The following is a 15,381-nucleotide window of genomic DNA, read 5'->3' on the forward strand; positions in this document are numbered from 1 at the left end:
TTTTATCGTCAGCGCACTATGACGAATTAGAATGATAATGCAAGTCATTCGCAATAACAAATCCAAACCCGCTATTTTCAGGAACGCGGCCATTGCGTTTGCCGTTCCAGCGCATACATGGAGGCGATCGTGCGACCCGAAGCGAAGGATGGAAAATGGCCGGATTCTTGAGAAAACTGCTGCCGAAACGGTTCCGCAAGGACGGCATCACCATTCCGGTCGTCCGGCTGCAAGGGGCGATTATCAGCGGCGGCGGCCAGTTCCGACCGACCCTCAATCTCGCCAATGTCTCTCCGGTTCTGGAAAAGGCCTTCGCCATGAAGGACGCGCCGGCGGTCGCCATCTCCATCAATTCGCCGGGCGGCTCGCCCGTCCAGTCGCGCCTGATCTTCACCCGCATTCGCGAGCTCGCCCGTGAGAAACAGAAGAAGGTTCTGGTCTTCGTCGAGGATGTCGCTGCCTCCGGCGGTTACATGATCGCGCTTGCCGGCGACGAGATCATTGCCGACGCCACCTCCATCGTCGGCTCGATCGGCGTCGTTTCCGGCGGTTTCGGCTTTCCCGAACTCTTGAAGAAGATCGGCGTCGAACGCCGCGTCTATACGGCGGGCGAAAACAAGGTGATCCTCGATCCCTTCCAGCCGGAAAAGGAAAAGGATATCGAGTATCTGAAGAGCCTGCAGCTCGAAATCCACCAGGTCTTCATCTCCATGGTGCGCGAACGTCGCGCCAGCAAGCTGAGGGACGATGCGACGGTATTTTCCGGCCTGTTCTGGAGCGGCACGCGCGGCCTCGAACTCGGCCTCATCGATGGCCTCGGCGACATGCGCCAGGAGTTGAAGAGGCGCTACGGCCAGAAGACCAAACTGGAGCTCGTCACCGCCGGCCGCGGCCTGTTCGGCCGCCGGATTCCAGGTGTGTCGCCGGTTTCGCTCGAGGGCGCTGCATCCGGTCTCGCGACAGGGCTTGTCGAAGCGGCGGAAGAAAGAGCATTGTGGAGCCGGTTCGGGCTTTGAAGGGAGTAAGAGAGGGGCATGCCGCAGTTAATTACTATTCTGATCCTGGTCTTCTCAGCCTGGTGGCTTTACCGCCGCTTCGTCTCCGATGCCCGCAAGCTCGCCGAAAAGTCGCGCCGTGCTGAAAAAGAGCGCCAGACCGGCGCGATCGGCACGCTGGTCAAGGACCCGGCGACGGGAGAGTACCGGCTGAAGCGCGAGGGAGAATAAGAGGCGTCGCCACTCATTGGCCTCTCATCCGGCAATGGCTCCGGGCGCTCTGCAGGTGGAAGCCCCGCTCTGCCCTGCCGGGCATCTCCCCCACAGGTGGGAGATCGGCAAGTGGCTAAGGCTTCCCCAAACAACGGAACGCCTGCGCGGAGCCGTTATGAAAGCCGGCACATTCCCCCCAGCCGATCTCCCCCTTTGTGGGGGAGCTGTCCGGCAGGACAGAGGGGGGCACCCCCCACAGCACAAGAAAGAATTCCTCTTCCATATCGGCATTCGATGGCTCTCCGCCGCTGCAAAAGTCTTGACCCCCGCCGCCCTCCATGGCACCTGTCGCGCCGATAAATCCCAAGCAATCGGTGCCGTTCGATGTCAGCTATCCCAGACCATATGAACCCGAAGCGCTCCTTCCAGGCGCTGATCCTGACCCTGCATAACTACTGGGCGGACAAGGGGTGCGCGGTGCTGCAGCCCTATGACATGGAAGTCGGCGCCGGCACCTTCCACCCTGCCACCACGCTGCGCGCCCTCGGCCCGAAGCCGTGGAAGGCGGCTTACGTCCAGCCGTCGCGGCGCCCGTCCGACGGCCGCTATGGGGAAAACCCGAACCGGCTGCAGCATTATTACCAGTACCAGGTGATCCTGAAGCCGAACCCTGCAAATCTGCAGGAACTCTATCTCGGCTCGCTGGCGGCGATCGGTCTCGATCCGCTGCTGCACGACATCCGCTTCGTCGAAGATGACTGGGAAAGCCCGACGCTCGGCGCCTGGGGCCTCGGCTGGGAATGCTGGTGCGACGGCATGGAAGTCTCGCAGTTCACCTATTTCCAGCAGGTCTGCGGCATCGAATGCTCACCGGTCGCTGGCGAACTGACCTATGGTCTCGAACGCCTCGCCATGTATGTCCAGGGTGTCGATAATGTCTACGACCTGAACTTCAACGGCCGCGACGGCGACGAGAAGATCAGCTATGGCGATGTCTTCCTGCAGGCCGAGCAGGAATATTCGCGCCATAATTTCGAATTCGCCAATACCGAAATGCTGCATCGCCACTTCGTCGATGCCGAGAAGGAATGCCGGGCGCTGCTCGATGCCGGCGCCCCCGGCGACAACGCCAACCAGCGCCTGCACAAATGCGTCTTCCCGGCCTATGACCAGTGCATCAAGGCCAGCCACGTCTTCAACCTGCTCGACGCCCGCGGCGTCATCTCGGTCACCGAGCGGCAGAGCTATATTCTGCGCGTTCGCACGCTTGCCAAGGCCTGCGGCGAAGCCTTCCTGCTGACCGACGCCGGCGGCGTCAATCTCTCGAAAGAGGCGGCGTAAAAGCCGTCTCGAAAATTTCCGTCGCTTCCGTCGCTCCGCTTCTTTTGTATTGCGCAAACCGCCCCCACATTGTCTTGTGGGTGTTGCGATCACGTATGGCTTCGGTATCTCTTTTGAAGAGCGGTATTCTTTACTTTAAACTTTTGTATGAAAATTCCGCCCCCAGGATGTTGCGCCTTTTAGCATGGCCCATCTTATGCGCCATGCTGTTCGTCCTGACTTCGTGCAGCAATTTCGACAAAGAATTCACCGTCTATTCGGCAAACACTACGATCGAAGTCTATACCGACGGCAGTGCGTTTGTGTCGGAACACTTCGACATTTTGGTCAAAAAGGCGGAAAATTACGGCGGCGTCTACGTTGATATCCCTCAACGTTTCACGGATGCGTCAGGTGGTGTTCACTGGCGAGATTTCGAACTGGCCGCAGCCCGGCGTGACGGAATCGACGAATATTATTTCAAAGAAAACAATGTGCCGGGCTATTCGGTTTACATAGGAACAGAGCACTGCAAAGGTTGTTCTGCAGATCTGCTCACCGGTGTTGCAAAGATCCAGATCGCTTACTGGCTCGGACGCCTGGTTCGTCAGGAAGGCGATCGCGAGGTTGTCTTCCTGCCGGCCTATATGGGCCGCGTGCACGGCCAGGGAGCGAAAAAAACGCTTACTCTAAAAACTGCCGCCGGGCGGAACGGTACGCCCCTCGCAACAGGATCGGGCGTTGGCCTATGACATTACGCGGCGCGCACCGAATGAGATCTTGGTATCTATTCCAGTAGGTAAAGCGGATCGAAAGCTGCCGGACATCGAGATCGAATATCCCGCAGGGACCTTTGTGACCGTAACGAGCGGCGAGCGGGTGCAGTGGTGGCTTTCCGATCACTTTCTCCCATTCATAAGCATTTTGGGACCGCTCATCGCCGGTCTGTTTGTCCTCATGAGATTGGGGCAGGGCTGGCGATTGCCTGCACCTTCAATTGCTGGCGATAGCAGGAAGACGGAGAGCATCTCGCCTGCTTTAGCCGCCTATGTGTTTTGGAACTGGAAGCCGGATACTGCAAAGGCGGCCTTCATGGCGTCTGTCTGCCATCTCGCAACGAAGAGACTGCTTCGCATTTCTGGCCTTGGGGAGAATGCTGAAGCTTCGGATTTGTCTGCCAGGCAGGTGCGCAAGAAGGGCAAGGTGGCGCGCGCCAGATGGTATGGTCTTCCAGCTGTGACACGTTCGGTATTTGGTCGAATTGAAGGAGAGCGGCCCGTCAATGATCGGCGCACCGTCGTATATGCCCTGTATGGTTTCGAACGTGACTTGCACCAGATAGTCGCCGAGGAATATTGGAAAGTTAGAGGCGGCGCAGATCGAGCAGCGTTGACGACTTCGGCTACAATTCTAGTTCTTGGCATTGCCACTGCCTATTTGTCGGGCCTCTTGATTTTTTCCGCGGCCATCTGCGGGATATTGTTCATTGTTTTTCTGGTGGTAACAATGTTCCGCCATCCAGAGCGGTTTCCCGTGACCACCGGCACCTCCGAGCAGTTCAAACAGGCGATTAGTTTGTTTGTGGGTCTTCCGGCGATACTGATTGTTGCACTTGGCTATATCGGCACAACCGAGGTGATCGGCGAACAGCAGCCATATCTGGTGGCGATCTTGCTGCACATTGCCGGCATTATCGCCGTTTTGGCGATGCTGCGCATGCCAACGTTGAAGCAGCGGCAGATCCGCAATAACATCCTCAGTTTGCACCGTTATTTCCACGGTGAGATCGATGGCCCGCCAATGTCGATCGAATGCTACGAGCACCATCTGCCCTTCGCCGTCGCGCTTGGTGTCGAGCAACGCTGGACCGAACGTTTCAACCTCTGGCGAGAGAGCGAGAAGATGGATGCCTATGCTCCGGATTGGCGAACAAGTTCTTAGACGAGCGGTATTTTCAAAGTCTGATCGAAATCAGTCAAAGAATGACTGCGCCAAGATGACTTTGTTATGCCGAATCACTAACGTGCGATCATCAAATCGGGGGAGCTCATCTGCATGTATGTGATACTCGCTATTATCGTTGTCATCGCTCTCTATCTCGTCTTCATTTACAACGGCCTGGTTCGCGCGCGACAGATGGCGGAAGAAGCCTGGTCGGGCATCGACGTCCAGCTCAAGCGCCGCGCCGACCTGATCCCGAACCTTATCGAGACGGTCAAGGGTTATGCCGCCCACGAAAAATCGACGCTCGAAGAGGTGGTTGAGCTCCGCAACAAGGCGCAGGCCGTGCCATCGGGCGATGTGGCCGGCAGGGCGCAGGCAGAAGGTCTGCTCGGCCAGGCGCTCGGCCGCGTCATCGCGCTTGCCGAGGCCTATCCGGATCTCAAGGCCAACCAGAACTTTGCCGAGCTGCAGGCCTCGCTGGAAACCATGGAAGGCGAACTGCAGATGGCGCGGCGTTATTACAATGGTGCGGCCCGCGACCTGAACGTCAAGGTCGAAAGCTTCCCGTCCAATCTCGTCGCCGGCCAGTTCGGCTTTGCCAAGCGGGAATATTTCGAAATCACCAACGAAGCCGACCGCGCCGTCCCCACCGTGAAATTCTGACGATCCGGCATTTTGCCTTTGCGAGAAAGCGATTAAGAGCAGGGGGCGGATCGCGGCCGGCTAGAGCATGTCGCGCAAAACCAAAGACCTGAAGGGTGGGCCAAGCGAATCTGAAAGATCGCGACGCGCTTCAGGGTCGCCCCATGGACGGAAGAACAGCATGACACGCACAGCCAAACTCACGATCATTCCGCCGGGCAGGCCGCTTTCGGGCCGCGCCATGCCGCCCGGCTCCAAGTCGATCACCAATCGCGCGCTGCTGCTTGCCGGCCTTGCGAAGGGCACGAGCCGGCTGACCGGGGCGCTGAAGAGCGACGATACGCGTTATATGGCCGAAGCGCTGCGTGCCATGGGTGTTACGATCGACGAGCCTGACGATACCACCTTCGTCGTCACCGGCAGCGGCAGGCTACTGCCGCCGAAGGCGCCGCTCTTCCTCGGCAATGCCGGCACGGCGACACGTTTCCTGACGGCGGCTGCGGCTTTGGTCGACGGCACCGTCATCGTCGATGGCGACGAACATATGCGCAAGCGCCCGATCGGGCCGCTGGTCGAGGCGATGCGAACGCTCGGCATCGACGTGAGTGCCGAGACCGGCTGCCCGCCGGTCACCGTCAAGGGCACCGGCCGCTTCCAGGCCGACCGCATCCGCATCGATGGCGGCCTGTCCAGCCAGTATGTTTCGGCGCTGCTGATGATGGCGGCCGGCGGCGACCGGCCGGTCGACATCGAACTCGTCGGCGAGGATATCGGCGCGCTCGGCTATATCGATCTGACCACGGCGGCGATGAAGGCTTTCGGCGCCAAGGTCGAGAAGACCAGCCCGGTCACATGGCGCGTCGAGCCGACCGGCTACCACGCTGCCGACTTCATCGTCGAGCCGGATGCCTCGGCCGCGACCTATCTCTGGGCCGCCGAAGTCCTCACAGGCGGCGCGATCGATCTCGGTGTTCCCTCCGACGCCTTTTCGCAGCCGGATGCGCGCGCCTATGACATGATCGCCAAATTCCCGCATCTGCCGTCGGAGATCGACGGCTCGCAGATGCAGGATGCCGTTCCCACCCTTGCCGTGCTTGCCGCCTTCAACGAGACGCCGGTTCGCTTCGTCGGCATCGCCAACCTGCGCGTCAAGGAATGCGACCGCATCCAGGCGCTCTCGACCGGCCTCAACCGCATTGTTTCAGGCCTTGCCCGCGAGGAGGGTGACGATCTGATCGTGCAGTCGGATCCCGCACTTGTGGGCCAACATCTGCCGGCGGAGATCGACAGCTTCGCCGACCACCGCATAGCTATGAGTTTCGCGCTGGCCGGCCTGAAGATCGACGGCATCACCATTCTCGATCCCGATTGCGTCGGCAAGACCTTCCCCGCCTATTGGCGGACGCTGGCCGCCCTCGGCGTGACCTATCAGGACAAAGATTGACGAAACGCGCAGCCGAGGCTGCCGGCGGGGAGACAGGGATGGGGCGTCGGTTTTTCGGATTTTGCTTTGCACTGCTGTTGATGCTCGCCGCCCCGGCGGCCTTTGCCGCCGAGGTGATCGACAGTTTTGCCTCCGACATTACGCTCGAAAAAAGCGGTGCGATGACGGTGACGGAAACGATCACCGTCAATGCCGAAGGCAATCAGATCAACCACGGCATCTTCCGTGATTTCCCGCTCTATTTCACCGATGCCGCGGGTCGCCGCCGCAGCGTCGATTTCGATATGGTGTCGGTCCAGCGCGACGGCGATAACGAGCCCTGGCACACTGAATCGATATCAGGCGGCATCCGCATCTATGCCGGTTCTGCCGACGTGACCGTGACGCCGGGCCGTCATCGATACGTCTTCACCTACAGGACCAATCGCCAGATCCGCTATTTCGACGATCATGACGAACTCTATTGGAACGTCACCGGCAACGGCTGGATCTTCCCGATCCGCTCGGCCACGGCGAGGGTGAAGCTGCCGCCTGATGTCGGCGCGACGGAGACGACCTTCTTCACCGGCCCTGAGGGAGCCACCGGAAAGAATGCCCGCGTCAGCGAGAGCGGCGCTGGCTTGGTCTTTTCCACCACCGCGCCGCTTGATGCCTACGAAGGCCTGACCTTTGCGATTCGCATGCCGAAGGGGTCTATCGATCCGCCGAGCGCGGATATGGAAAGCACCTGGTGGCTGAAGGACAACCGCAATTATTTCATCGGCTTCGGCGGTCTGCTCCTGGTTTTGGCATATTACACGCGCTCCTGGCTGAAGGTCGGCCGCGATCCTGCCCGTGGCGTCGTCGTGCCGCGCTGGGACGCGCCTGATGGTATCTCGCCGGCGCTGGTCAACTATATCGACAATAAGGGCTTCTCCGGCGAGGGCTGGACGGCGCTGTCCGCCACCGCGCTCAATCTTGCCGTCCGCGGTTACGTCAAGCTCGAAGACCTGAAGAATTCGATTGTCATCCAAGGCACCGGCAAGCCACTCGGCAAGGAGAAATTCCAGGCCGGCGAAATCGAATTGCTGAAGGTCGCCGGCGGCGCCGGTTCGACGCTGACGATCGACAAGGCCAATGGCGAGCGGGTGAAGTCCGTCGGCCAGGCCTTTCGCTCGGCGATCGAGAAAGAACATCGCGGCAAATATTACAATTCCAACCTCGGCTATACCGCCGGCGGCATCGTGCTCAGCGCCGCAGCCCTAGTGATCCTGTTCGTCTTCGGTTCGCTGGCGCCGGATACCATCGCGCTGATGCTGATCCCGATCGCCATTTCGGTCTTCGTTGCGGTGTTCGCCGCCGGCCTCGTCAGGTCGCTGCATCGCGGCAAGTCGCTGTTCGGTAAGATCATCGCCATCATCTCCGCCGCGATCGGCGTCTTCGTCGGCATCAGCATCCTGGCGACCATGGTGCTGGCGCTTGCCTCGTCGCTGGTGGAACTGCACGAAACGCCGATGCTGTTTGCCGTCGGCGGCATCGTGCTGCTCAACATCCTCTATGTCTTCATCATGGGTGCACCGACCCCGCTCGGCGCCAAGATGATGGATGGCATAGACGGCCTGCGCCAATATCTGACGCTTGCCGAGAAGGACCGGATGAACACGGCCGGCGCCCCGGAGATGTCGCCGCGGCATTTCGAGACGCTGCTGCCCTATGCGGTGGCGCTCGGCGTCGAAAAGCCCTGGTCGCGCACCTTCGAGATCTGGCTTGCGGCCGCCGCTGCCGGTGCGGCTGCAGCCTATGCGCCCGCCTGGTATGCCGGCAATTTCAACAGCGACAGCTTTTCCGATCGTATCGGTGGTTTTTCCTCGTCCATGGCCTCGACCATCGCGTCGACGATACCCGCGCCGCCGCCCTCAAGTTCATCCTCCGGTTTTTCCGGCGGCGGCTCGTCCGGCGGCGGTGGTGGAGGCGGGGGAGGCGGGGGCTGGTAAGCTTTCCCGCTTGACCTTTCGGCCCTTGGCCCTTAACCGCCAGACAGAAAAGGAAAGGGTCGCGCATGAAGGTTCTGTTGATCGGATCGGGCGGACGCGAGCACGCGCTCGCCTGGAAGCTGGCGCAATCGCCGCTGATGAGCGAATTCTACGCCGCACCCGGCAATCCCGGCATTGCCGAACACGCCGTGCTCGTGCCGGTTGACATCGAGGATCACGAAGCGGTCGTGGCCTTCTGCAAGGACAAGGCGATCGATTTCGTCGTCGTCGGCCCGGAAGCGCCGCTGGTTGCCGGCCTCGCCGACCGGCTGCGCGCCGATGGCCTGGCGGTCTTCGGTCCCTCCGCTGCCGCAGCCCAGCTCGAGGGTTCCAAAGGTTTCACCAAGGATATCTGCGCCCGCTACGGCATTCCGACGGGCGCCTACCAGCGCTTCAACAATGGACCGAAGGCCAAAGCCTATATCCGCGCCGAGGGCGTGCCGATCGTCGTCAAGGCCGATGGTCTTGCCGCCGGCAAGGGCGTGACGGTTGCGATGACGCTCGATGAAGCTTTGGCCGCGGTCGACGACTGCTTCGAGGGCGCCTTTGGTGCTGCCGGCGCCGAAGTCGTCGTCGAAGCTTATCTCGATGGCGAGGAAGCGAGCTTCTTCTGCCTCTGCGATGGCAAACATGCGCTGCCGCTTGCAACCGCCCAGGATCACAAGCGGGTGGGCGAGGGCGATACCGGCGTCAATACCGGCGGCATGGGCGCCTATTCGCCGGCGCCTGTGATGACCGCCGAAATGGTCGAGCGCACCATGAAAGAGATCATCGAACCGACGATGCGCGGCATGGCCGAGAGTGGTCATCCTTTCTCCGGTGTCTTTTTCGCCGGGCTGATGATCACCAAGAAGGGGCCGGAGCTGATCGAATACAATGTCCGCTTCGGCGATCCCGAATGCCAGGTGATGATGATGCGGTTGAAGAGCGATCTCCTGCCGCTGCTGCTCGCCACCGCCAACGGCACGCTCGATCAGGTCAAGGCCGAATGGAACGACGATCCGGCACTGACGGTGGTCATGGCCTCGAAGGGTTATCCGGGCGCCTACGACAAGAACACGCCGATCCTTTCCCTGCCGGACGCAGGCAAGGGCGAGAAGGTGTTTCATGCCGGCACGGGTCTGAAGGACGGCGCGCTGGTTGCGACCGGCGGCCGTGTGCTGAATGTCACCGCGTCAGGCGGCACGGTCGCCGAGGCGAAGAGCCGCGCATACGCGCTGCTTGACAGGGTGAGATGGGAAAACGGCTTCTGCCGGCGCGACATCGGCTGGCGGGCGATCGAGCGCGAAACTGGCTCGGTATGAGTATAAACCGGCCCGTTCTTTAAATTTTTACCCTTTCCCCTGACGGGATGGAAACAAAGCTGCGCTAATTTGCTCCCAAGATGAGACGGAGTGGCATTGATGCGTCAGATTTTCCTCGGTGCGGCAATCCTGCTGATGGCAGGCCCTGTGATGGCGTCCTCGATAGAGGTGGTCGGCAAGACCGCGCCGCGCGCTGAAAGCAGCATCGTCACCGAAAGCTGCGCCCATTGCCCGCCGCTCCAGGCCGAGTTGACCAAGAGGGACTATACGGTGCCGGAGCTGAAACCCGGCGTCCTCCAGGCGAGTGAAGTCCGCGATGTCGGCGGCGAAAAGAAGATCTATCGCACCGAAGGCTGGATGGGCGGCTCGCCGGTCGTCTTCGTCAGCAAGGCGACGCCTGAATCCATGATTGCGGCCGCGCCGCCGGCGGCGCCGGTAGACGGCATCGACATGAATGCGACGACCGCAGCCGTCATTGGCGGCGACGCCAGGCCTGTTGAAGCAGGCATGACGGAACAACCGGCAGCTCTTAACGCTTCCGAATTCAAGCTGCGTTTCTAGGAGCAACCTCCAGGAAAAGTGCGAAGCGATTTCCGTCCGGAATTGCCCAAAACAAATAAGTTCCCTGCCCCTGCCTGATCAAGTTTTCGATCGATTGGGGTTCCACCACCGGTGGACCGAATGCACCCTCGATGAGCAGCGAGGGTGCATTCTTGTTTATGCGCAATCACAAGCTGAATTATTGAAGTTGGATAGAAGAAATGCAACTTACGAAATTATTCGAGAAGTTATATTTCAATCGTCACAAGTCATGCAAATAGATGCCATGACCCGTTAAAACATAATTCAGCCATCCACTCTAATTTTACCAATCGAAAGGCCGGAGGACGCATGATTGCGCTAGCTGCGCGGGCGATATGAGACGTCCGCAGGTCGGGAGTTGCCCGATCCGGAATTGTTTCTAATTCAGCTGCTTTGCGAGGCAAATCATGAAAAAGCTCAAGATTGCGCATCAACTTTTTGCGCTGATCGGCGTCCTAATGGCTGCTTTTGCAGTCGCCACCTATTTCGAAATCCGCACCTCCGAACAGGCAATTTACGACGAGCGTTTCGACATGCTGCGCACACAGGTCGAATCGGGCATCTCCGTTCTCAATACCTTCTATGAGCGCGAGAAGGCCGGCCAGATGACGCATGAGGCCGCCCAGGCGGAAGCCTTCGAGATCCTGAAGCGCGTCAGCTTCCAGCCATCCGGTTACCTCTTCGGTTTCGACTACAACGTCGTTCAGCTTTTTCATCCGAGCCCGGTCAATCTCGGCAAGGACATGAGCGGCCAGGTCGACAAGACCGGCGCGAAATTCAGCCAGGCGCTGGTCGACAACGGCAAGGCCGGCGGCGGCCGCACCTTCTACTATTGGACCAAACCGGGCCAGCCGGAAGACCAGGTCTTCCTCAAGGGCGGTTATTCCAAGGCCTTCGAGCCCTGGAAGATCGTCGTCGGCACCGGCGTCTATCTCGATGACTTGCAGCAGAAGGTCAATGCGACGATCTGGAAGGCGCTGACCGCTTCGCTGATCGTCTTCGTCTGCGGCATCGCCGCCGCCGTCTTCTTCATCCGTGGCATCTCCCATCCGCTGAAGGACATCCACAATGCCCTGCAGTCGGTCGCCGAAGAGGATGTTTCGATCACCATCCCGCACACCGGCATGAACAACGAAGTCGGCATGATGGCGAAGGCAACGCAGTCGCTGCAGGAAAAGATCAGGGAGCGCCATGCGATGTCCGATCGCGAGGCGGCCCAGCAACTGGCGCTGGAAAGCGAGCGCGAAAACAATCTGCGTCAGCAGCAGGATGAAGCAACGCTCCAGGCACGCGTGGTGACGACGATCGGCCAGGCGCTGGAGATGATTGCCCGCGGTGATCTTACCGTCCGCTGCGCCGATCTAGGCCAGAAATACGCCGCCCTTCGCGACAACTTCAACGATGCGCTGTCGCATCTCGAGGCCGCCATGGCCAAGGTCAGCGCCAAGGGCACCGATATCGGCACCAGCAAGGAAGAGATCCGCCGCGCCTCCAACGAACTGTCGCAGCGCACCGAGCGCCAGGCCGCCAGCCTGGAAGAGACTTCGGCCGCCCTCGACGAACTCACCGTCGCCGTCCGTCAGACGGCTGACGGCGCCCATGAGGCGAGCAAGCGTGTCCATTCGGTCAGCACCGAAGCGACCCATAGCGATGCGATCGTCACCCAGGCGATCGAGGCGATGAGCGGCATCGAGAAATCGTCGTCGGAGATCACCAAGATCATCGGCGTCATCGACGAGATCGCCTTCCAGACCAACCTGCTTGCTCTCAACGCAGGCGTCGAGGCAGCCCGTGCCGGTGAATCCGGCAAGGGTTTTGCGGTTGTCGCCCAGGAAGTGCGTGAACTTGCCCAGCGCTCTGCCGCTGCGGCCAAGGAGATCAAGGACCAGATCGCCCGCTCCTCCAGCCAGGTCGACCATGGCGTCCGTCTGGTCGGCGAGGCAGGCGAGGCGCTGAAGCGGATCTCCGACCAGATCAAGGCCGCCAACGAGATCGTCGCCAAGATCGCCCACAGCGCTTCCGAACAGGATACGACGCTGCGCTCGATCTCCTCGTCGATGAACCAGCTCGACGCCGCCACCCAGCAGAACGCCGCCATGGCCGAAGAGACCACGGCATCGGCCGAGACGCTGGCCACCGATACCGACGAGCTGATCGACCTCATCCGCGGCTTCCGCGTCAGTGCGCCACAGCACCGCCAGGCCGAACCGATGCGCCGAGCCAGCTGAAAATTTGAAAACAAGCGATATTCGACCGCCGGATGAAAATCCGGCGGTTTTGCTTTGTAAGCACCCCCGGATTTTTAGGGAAATGCACGTCGCGAATAATAAAATTAAAGCTTTTTTATAGGGTGGGCATCAATTGTTACTTTACCCGGTCGCAGCATGTTTATTTTAGCAGCGGTAGACGCGTCTTCTTTTTCGGCGCGCTCGCACAGGCGGTAGAAAACCGCACCGGAATGTATTCACCCATTCCCGTTGCGAGGCGTCATGAAAAATTTGAAGATATCAAAACAGCTCATATTGCTGGTCGTCGGCCTGATGGTGGCGTTTGCAATCGCCACCTCCCTGCAGATCCGCTCCTCGGTCAATGCGATCTACAACGAACGCTATGACATGCTGCGGGCGGAGGTCCAGTCTGCGGTCTCTGTTCTCAAAATCTACCAGGCAAAGGTGACTGCCGGCGAAATGACGCTGGAAGATGCCCAGAAGCAGGCCTACGCCACGGTCAATGCAATGAAATACGACCCCGATGGTTATTTCTTCGGCTATAGCTACGACATCCAGATGATGTTCCACTACGATGCCGCGAAAATCGGTCAGGTCAACAAGGGTCAGCCGGACAGCAAAGGAAAGCTCTATCGCGAAGAGCTGGTCAAGCTCGGGCAGCAGGGCGGCGGTCTCGTCGAATATTATTCCACAGCCAAGCCAGGCCAGCCCGCCGGCGATTTTCGCAAGACGGCCTATGCACAGGCCTTCGATCCTTGGAAGGTCGTCGTCGTCACCGGCGTCTACATGGACGATCTCGATGCTCAGATAAACAGCACGATCCTGACCGCGCTCTCCGGCAGCATCGTCCTGTTCTTCCTTGCCATGGCCGCCGCCTACGTCGTCATCCGCGGCATATCGGGACCTCTCAATAACGTCCATGCCGCCCTGAAGGCTGTCGCCGAAGAGGATGTCTCCATTGCCATCCCGCATACCGGCATGAACAACGAAGTCGGCATGATGGCGAAGGCGACGCAGTCACTGCAGGAAAAGATCAGGGAGCGTCATGCGATGTCCGATCGCGAGGCGGCCCAGCAACTGGCGCTGGAAAGCGAGCGCGAAAACAATCTGCGCCAGCAGCAGGATGAAGCAACGCTCCAGACACGCGTAGTGACGACGATCGGCCAGGCGCTGGAGATGATTGCCCGCGGTGATCTTACCGTCCGCTGCGCCGATCTAGGCCAGAAATACGCCGCCCTTCGCGACAACTTCAACGATGCGCTGTCGCATCTCGAGGCCGCCATGGCCAAGGTCAGCGCCAAGGGCACCGATATCGGCACCAGCAAGGAAGAGATCCGCCGCGCCTCCAACGAACTGTCGCAGCGCACCGAGCGCCAGGCCGCCAGCCTGGAAGAAACCTCGGCCGCTCTCGATGAGCTCACCGTCGCCGTCCGTCAGACGGCCGATGGCGCCCATGAGGCGAGCAAGCGCGTCCATTCGGTCAGCACCGAAGCCACTCATAGCGATGCGATCGTCACCCAGGCGATCGAGGCGATGAGCGGCATCGAGAAGTCGTCCTCGGAGATCACCAAGATCATCGGCGTCATCGACGAGATCGCCTTCCAGACCAACCTCTTGGCGCTGAACGCCGGCGTCGAGGCAGCCCGTGCCGGTGAATCCGGCAAGGGTTTTGCGGTTGTCGCCCAGGAAGTGCGTGAACTTGCCCAGCGCTCTGCCGCTGCGGCCAAGGAGATCAAGGACCAGATCGCCCGCTCCTCCAGCCAGGTCGACCATGGCGTCCGTCTGGTCGGCGAGGCAGGCGAGGCGCTGAAGCGGATCTCCGACCAGATCAAGGCCGCCAACGAGATCGTCGCCAAGATCGCCCACAGCGCTTCCGAACAGGATACGACGCTGCGCTCGATCTCCTCGTCGATGAACCAGCTCGACGCCGCCACCCAGCAGAACGCCGCCATGGCCGAAGAGACCACGGCATCGGCCGAGACGCTGGCCACCGATACCGACGAGCTGATCGACCTCATCCGCGGCTTCCGCGTCGGTGGCGAAAGCGCTGCCCCGGCCATGCATCAGGGTCGCCGCGCCGCATAAACGGCGCGGGGACAAAAGCGTTTTTATCACCAAAATTAGCGGCCGTCGGTTCTCCGGCGGCCGTGCCTTTTGAGGCTCATTGCCCGATGCGTTCGATCAGCCGCTCGATCTCGCGATCGGAAAACACTTCAACGCCGGCTGCTTTCAGCGCAGCCGCCGTCACGCCGTTGCCGGCCTGCTTGCGGCCGGAAAACGTGCCGTCATAGATGAAACCGGAGCCGCAGGACGGGCTGCCGTCGATGAGCAGCGCATAGTGGCAGCCGGCTTGCCGCGCGAGCGCCACGGCATTTTCCGCCGCCAGCAGGAACTCTTCCGTTACGTCGGCGCCCGTCAGCTCGACAACCCGCGCCGTGCCGGCCAGCACATCCTCGCCGGTCGCCGCTTCTGCGATCTCCGCAGGCGGCCGCGGCACCGTCATGCCCGCCGACATCTCCGGACAGATCGTCACCAACCCGCCTTCGGCCCGCCAACGCTCGATCGCCGGATGAAGCAACGGCTTCGCCCGCCCGTCATAGCGGACGGCCTGGCCCATGAGACAGGCGCTGACGAGAATCTTGCTCTGCATATCTGCTTGAATACAGCCGGAGCCGCGGCAATGCCAGACCGCCGATG

11 protein-coding genes and 1 pseudogene are annotated in these 15,381 nt (G+C 60.5%); 11 read left to right on the plus strand and 1 reads right to left on the minus strand.

Going from position 1 to position 15,381, the window contains the following annotated elements; translation table 11 throughout:
- Positions 1-155 precede the first annotated feature (155 nt).
- From AC245Y_RS03015 to AC245Y_RS03065, 11 genes and pseudogenes are all read left to right on the plus strand, one after another.
- The gene (locus AC245Y_RS03015; RefSeq protein WP_017993104.1) at positions 156-1,016 is read left to right on the plus strand and encodes a S49 family peptidase; all 861 of its coding nucleotides are present in this window, start codon (positions 156-158) and stop codon (positions 1,014-1,016) included.
- Between the two features lie 18 nt (positions 1,017-1,034).
- Entirely contained in the window at positions 1,035-1,226 is a 192-nt protein-coding gene (locus AC245Y_RS03020) for a membrane protein (protein WP_003556931.1), read from the plus strand.
- A 366-nt stretch (positions 1,227-1,592) separates the two neighbouring features.
- Positions 1,593-2,549: a glycine--tRNA ligase subunit alpha gene (locus tag AC245Y_RS03025; protein WP_017993106.1), complete on the plus strand. Its 957-nt coding sequence runs from the start codon at positions 1,593-1,595 to the stop codon at positions 2,547-2,549.
- 167 nt (positions 2,550-2,716) lie between these two features.
- Positions 2,717-4,469: pseudogene (locus AC245Y_RS03030) on the plus strand (DUF2207 family protein).
- Between the two features lie 114 nt (positions 4,470-4,583).
- Complete coding sequence (locus AC245Y_RS03035) at positions 4,584-5,135, plus strand: LemA family protein (RefSeq protein WP_012756255.1); 552 nt, start codon at positions 4,584-4,586, stop codon at positions 5,133-5,135.
- 160 nt (positions 5,136-5,295) lie between these two features.
- Positions 5,296-6,558, plus strand: coding sequence for a 3-phosphoshikimate 1-carboxyvinyltransferase (locus AC245Y_RS03040; RefSeq protein ID WP_017993107.1), 1,263 nt, complete (start codon positions 5,296-5,298; stop codon positions 6,556-6,558).
- Between the two features lie 38 nt (positions 6,559-6,596).
- Complete coding sequence (locus AC245Y_RS03045) at positions 6,597-8,531, plus strand: DUF2207 domain-containing protein (RefSeq protein WP_017993108.1); 1,935 nt, start codon at positions 6,597-6,599, stop codon at positions 8,529-8,531.
- Between the two features lie 65 nt (positions 8,532-8,596).
- Positions 8,597-9,874, plus strand: coding sequence for a phosphoribosylamine--glycine ligase (purD, locus tag AC245Y_RS03050; RefSeq protein ID WP_017993109.1), 1,278 nt, complete (start codon positions 8,597-8,599; stop codon positions 9,872-9,874).
- 99 nt (positions 9,875-9,973) lie between these two features.
- Positions 9,974-10,435, plus strand: coding sequence for a plant virulence effector HPE1-like domain-containing protein (locus AC245Y_RS03055; RefSeq protein WP_017993110.1), 462 nt, complete (start codon positions 9,974-9,976; stop codon positions 10,433-10,435).
- A 428-nt stretch (positions 10,436-10,863) separates the two neighbouring features.
- The gene (locus AC245Y_RS03060) at positions 10,864-12,684 is read left to right on the plus strand and encodes a methyl-accepting chemotaxis protein (RefSeq protein WP_017993111.1); all 1,821 of its coding nucleotides are present in this window, start codon (positions 10,864-10,866) and stop codon (positions 12,682-12,684) included.
- A gap of 261 nt (positions 12,685-12,945) precedes the next feature.
- Positions 12,946-14,769 (plus strand): methyl-accepting chemotaxis protein, encoded by a 1,824-nt coding sequence (locus tag AC245Y_RS03065; protein ID WP_017993112.1) that lies wholly within the window; start codon positions 12,946-12,948, stop codon positions 14,767-14,769.
- Positions 14,770-14,845: 76 nt separating this feature from the next.
- Here AC245Y_RS03065 and AC245Y_RS03070 read toward each other — a convergent pair whose 3' ends face one another.
- Entirely contained in the window at positions 14,846-15,334 is a 489-nt protein-coding gene (locus AC245Y_RS03070) for a 2-thiouracil desulfurase family protein (protein WP_017993113.1), read from the minus strand.
- Positions 15,335-15,381 lie beyond the last annotated feature (47 nt).

Source organism: Rhizobium sp. SRDI943 (assembly GCF_057653695.1).

Excerpts from the sequence above, each read along its gene's own strand:
- AC245Y_RS03045 (WP_017993108.1), top strand. The coding sequence starts at position 6,597 with ATGGGGCGTCGGTTTTTCGGATTTTGCTTTGCACTGCTGTTGATGCTC.
- AC245Y_RS03035 (WP_012756255.1), top strand. The coding sequence starts at position 4,584 with ATGTATGTGATACTCGCTATTATCGTTGTCATCGCTCTCTATCTCGTC.
- purD (WP_017993109.1), top strand. The coding sequence starts at position 8,597 with ATGAAGGTTCTGTTGATCGGATCGGGCGGACGCGAGCACGCGCTCGCC.
- AC245Y_RS03055 (WP_017993110.1), top strand. The coding sequence starts at position 9,974 with ATGCGTCAGATTTTCCTCGGTGCGGCAATCCTGCTGATGGCAGGCCCT.
- AC245Y_RS03070 (WP_017993113.1), bottom strand. The coding sequence starts at position 15,334 with ATGCAGAGCAAGATTCTCGTCAGCGCCTGTCTCATGGGCCAGGCCGTC.
- AC245Y_RS03025 (WP_017993106.1), top strand. The coding sequence starts at position 1,593 with ATGTCAGCTATCCCAGACCATATGAACCCGAAGCGCTCCTTCCAGGCG.
- AC245Y_RS03060 (WP_017993111.1), top strand. The coding sequence starts at position 10,864 with ATGAAAAAGCTCAAGATTGCGCATCAACTTTTTGCGCTGATCGGCGTC.
- AC245Y_RS03065 (WP_017993112.1), top strand. The coding sequence starts at position 12,946 with ATGAAAAATTTGAAGATATCAAAACAGCTCATATTGCTGGTCGTCGGC.
- AC245Y_RS03015 (WP_017993104.1), top strand. The coding sequence starts at position 156 with ATGGCCGGATTCTTGAGAAAACTGCTGCCGAAACGGTTCCGCAAGGAC.
- AC245Y_RS03040 (WP_017993107.1), top strand. The coding sequence starts at position 5,296 with ATGACACGCACAGCCAAACTCACGATCATTCCGCCGGGCAGGCCGCTT.
- AC245Y_RS03020 (WP_003556931.1), top strand. The coding sequence starts at position 1,035 with ATGCCGCAGTTAATTACTATTCTGATCCTGGTCTTCTCAGCCTGGTGG.